The following is a 3817-nucleotide window of genomic DNA, read 5'->3' as shown; positions in this document are numbered from 1 at the left end:
GAGTTGAACCTGCGTGAAAGGGGCCGCGATGCACGTGACCGTGAACGCCCACGATCCAAGCCCCGAAGCCAGACGCCTCTGCATCGAGCACCACGGTTTAGAGTCATCGTGTGCGGGGTTCAACTTCGAGCGTACCTATGGCGAGCGAGCGTGCGGCCGGCTTCATCCACGTGCACCACCGGACGCCGATCTCTCTGCAAGAGGGCGAGCGTCATGTGGACCCGGTCCGAGACCTTCGTGAATGCACCGCATCGACCTAGCTTAGCTACAGACGCGGACGTTGTTGAGGGTGGTGTCGATCATCAGCGCCTCCAGAATGCCCACCAGGGTGCGCGGCGTCCGATAGGCGCACGCAGGTCCGCACCCAGTGTGCTCAACGCTCCACTGCGCCTACGCAGCTCGCGCTCCAACACGTGCGCCCGCCCGTTCGCATCGTGCTCGCCGTGCAGCGCGCGGCGGCGCCACTCTGCCGCCTGCGCGGCAAGCGCGTCATCGGTGAGTTCTTCGGGCGGCTGAATCATGTCTACGCCCTGACCGTCTTACTTCGGCTCCAGCATCATGGTTTGGGCGAACGGCTGGTCGCCCTTTGCCTTGGCTTCTGCAGCCTGGCGTTGGATGAAGGTCCTGGCCTCCTCTGCGCTCATCCCCTCCTTCTTGAGTTTGAGGAGGATGCTCGCGAACCGCGTGAGCGTCTCGTCGCTCACCGACATGAAGGCCTTCGCGTGTTGGTTCCTGATATTCATCATGAGTTACCCGGGGCGGTGCACTTGGTGTAGATAATAGTGCCATGGCAAACAATAATTGCCAACCTAAAAGGCCCTCAGTCCAAGACCAGCGCACACTCGGATAGTGTGGCCTCGGGACCAGCCATTGCGACCGGGAGAAGAAAAGCGGTAGGCTGACACGGAAGCCTTTGCGTACAAACCGAGCGCGCTTGTGGTCGTTCTCGCACAACCCATTGTTCCGAGATCGGGTTCTGCCTTCGTCCATTATTCGCGACGTGCAGGATGGGGGCTCGAACAGAATCAAGTCCCAACCCGCCCGCGCAACAGGGTCAACTTCAACTTCAGTCCAGGTGATACGTCTGGCCTGACACGCCGACATATTCCGGCCGAGGCAAGGGCGTCCACTGAAGTCCTGGCCGTAGCGGAAGTCCTCGAAGTTGAAGGAGTTCGAGAAATGGGTCGTGAACGCTGAGTTGACGAACAACACCTTTTCACCCGTCTCCGGATGGGTAAGCACCACCGCGGCGGGGTTCTTCACAGCCATGGCGAGACGGTCTTGGGTCGGCATCTGGGCGCCAGGTGTGTTCGGCACTGTGCTTGGCGTACAAGCCATCGATCCGTTGGTTGATGGTGGGGGGCAGGTTGTCATAGGCCATCACCATGTTGGACCACATGGTGTCGCCGCCGGTCTCTGGACCCCGCAGGGCCCCGTTCGGGGTTTGAAAGCCCTCTCCTTTCAGGTCGATGAACCTCCGGTCGCGCCGGCTGCACCCCACAGGTTGTTCTCGCGCCAGATGTTTTCCTTGCGCCAGTGGTCCGGCAAGCCTTGCCCGGTGGCCCGGATCACCCGCTTGAGCAGCAGCTTGAGCAGCCTCGCCTCGTTGAAGTCGACCTCGCCCGCCGCGTCGGCCTCGGCGGACTTGCCGGCCGCCATCAACTCGATCGCATAACGACGCCCGGCCTCGGTGAAGCGGACCCGCTCGCCGCCTTCGACGAAGATCAGTTTGCGTGCGGCGAGGGTGGCGAAATGCTCGTCGCCGACGCGGTGGCCGGTGAAATCGACCAGGCGGCTCAGCTCGGTCACGCTGCGTCCTTCGCCCGCGCTCAACGCCGACAGGATGTTGTAGTGAATGTCGTCGAGCCCCTGCCGTTCCAACTCGGCACGCAGAGGCATCAGCATCTGGTAGTAGGCGCGGCCGAGCAGGAAGCCGAGCCACTCGTCGCCGAAGCTCGAGCTGACGTCCTCGACTTCTTCCGCCTTCTTCTTCATCAGCAGGCCGTAGTTGCCGCCGTGGAAGACCAGCGGCGCGCGGCCGAAGCTGTCGAACGCCACCACCTCGCCGACCAAGATCACGTGGTCGCCGCCGTCGTGGCGATACGACGTGCGGCATTCGAATCGCGCCGAGCAACCGGCGAGCAGCGGCACGTCACCGTGGCCGCGTTCGACGGCAAGGCCGGCGAAGCGGTCGATGCCGCGCGCGGCGAACTGGTTCGAGACATGCTCCTGGTCCGACGCCAGGATATGAACCGCAAAGTGCTCGGCGGCCATAAACGCCGCAGCGGTCGACGACTTACGGGCCAGGCTCCAGAGCACCATCGGCGGATCGAGCGAGACCGAATTGAAGCTATTGGCCGTCAGGCCGACATCTTCGCCCTCCAAGCCACGCGTGGTGACCACCGTGACGCCGGTGGTGAACGAGCCCAGTGCATTGCGGAACTGCTTGGAATCGATGGTCGTAGTGTTCGTCATGGCGTCCTCCGCATCCAGCCGATCTGCTCGCCGAAGTTGCGGTTCCAGGCTTTCAGGGCATCGATCACTGCCTGCTTGTCCCCAAAGCGGGCGTCAATGTGCCAACGCGTAACGATCACGGTGCTCTCCTTTCGGGCTTCGGGAGTCCAGACTGGCGCGCCGTGTCAGACGTCGCCGGCCAGGACCTCAACATACTCCGATTCGATGACCTTCCTGCCGCCTCCCGTGCCCGGTCCACTGCGCCAAGGACAGCCGGCTACGCAACTCGGCGGCCAACTCCACGCCCGTTGCACCGGCCCCGATGATGGCTACCTGCAGCTGTTCAGGTCGAAGTGCGGTGCTCTTTGCGCGCGAGCGCATGCATGCATTGACGAGCCGGCGGTGAAATTGCACCGCCTTCGCGGGCGTCTCCAGCCGCCGCAATACACTCTGCTTCTGGGGCCCAAGAGAAGTCATCCAGGAACAAGTGCTCCAGCTTCCCATGTCGACGGTGCGCAGGCATGCAACTCATTCGCGGGCGCCTGTGCCGAGCCATCCAGATCATCGGCTGCAGCGGCCTACCTCGTCGACCTTGCACGCTTCGGCGACAGCCTGGCCTCCACGACCCCCGTGATCATGGCGTCCACGTCGCCGGCCAGCAGCCCCTGAAGGGTTTCAGCGGGAAGCTGCAAGCTCCGGGTCAGGCAGCTGCATCATGTTTGCGTTCATGGGGGTTCCTCTTGCCAGCGGGTGGACACGAACCGGCCGGTCACGGCCGCGTCGATGAGATCGGGAACCGCACCGAAGTGCCAGCCTTGCCCGAAGCCGCCGCCGAGCTTGACGTACTTGAAGCTGTTCGTCGCGATGTTGAGGTCGTGACTCCAGGTGCGCACCGGGTTCATGCCCATGCACGTGGAGTGGTAGATCTTTCCGCCGGCGTCTTCGATCATCTTGGCCTCGCCGTTGTCTCTGGCCATGTGGTACGACGGCGTGTCGGTCTGCACCCACATGTGCACGTTCGGGCTCACCTTCCGGCCTTCGATCAGGCGGGCGATCTGGCGAACCTCGTGGTACGTCAAGTGCGGGCAGCCGAAGACGACGATGTCCACCTTGTCGCTCTTGGCCGAGTCGAGCTTGCGGTAGTACTCCCGCACGTCGTCCAGCGTCACGATGTGCTTCTCGACGTTCGCTGGGACCTTGCCGCCGAACGCGGCTTCCAGCGTGCGCGACTCGGGCAGGGCCGAGCCGATGATGTGCAGCATCGGGTCGTTCATTCCCGCGGAGACGCAACCCGACAGGCACTTGCCGGCCGTCGGGCTCAAGAGCGGCGGCATGTTGACGACGGCCGGGATGCGGTTGCCGC

Annotated in this window: 4 protein-coding genes and 1 pseudogene; all 5 read right to left on the bottom strand. The window is 63.5% G+C overall.

The window, feature by feature from the left end; genetic code table 11:
- Positions 1 to 539: 539 nt before the first annotated feature.
- Entirely contained in the window at positions 540 to 710 is a 171-nt protein-coding gene (locus tag AC1DY5_RS46135) for a hypothetical protein (protein ID WP_478121083.1), read from the bottom strand.
- A gap of 436 nt (positions 711 to 1146) precedes the next feature.
- Positions 1147 to 1420: pseudogene (locus AC1DY5_RS46130) on the bottom strand (TauD/TfdA dioxygenase family protein); the annotation flags it as partial.
- 41 nt (positions 1421 to 1461) lie between these two features.
- Entirely contained in the window at positions 1462 to 2475 is a 1014-nt protein-coding gene (locus AC1DY5_RS46125) for a flavin reductase (protein ID WP_478121082.1), read from the bottom strand.
- The gene (locus tag AC1DY5_RS46120) at positions 2472 to 2594 is read right to left on the bottom strand and encodes a hypothetical protein (protein ID WP_478121081.1); all 123 of its coding nucleotides are present in this window, start codon (positions 2592 to 2594) and stop codon (positions 2472 to 2474) included. The genes AC1DY5_RS46125 and AC1DY5_RS46120 overlap by 4 nt, the downstream gene beginning before the upstream one ends.
- Before the next feature lie 585 nt (positions 2595 to 3179).
- Positions 3180 to 3817 (bottom strand): aconitase X (locus AC1DY5_RS46115; protein ID WP_478121080.1); only part of this gene is annotated, 638 nt, incomplete at its 5' end.

The sequence above is a fragment of the Variovorax sp. P4_D9 genome, from assembly GCF_056401695.1.
The sequence above is the reverse complement of the archived record's forward strand: the minus strand, read 5'-3'. Positions and strand labels throughout refer to the sequence as shown.

Excerpts from the sequence above, each read along its gene's own strand:
- AC1DY5_RS46135 (WP_478121083.1), bottom strand. The coding sequence starts at position 710 with ATGTCGGTGAGCGACGAGACGCTCACGCGGTTCGCGAGCATCCTCCTC.
- AC1DY5_RS46125 (WP_478121082.1), bottom strand. The coding sequence starts at position 2,475 with ATGACGAACACTACGACCATCGATTCCAAGCAGTTCCGCAATGCACTG.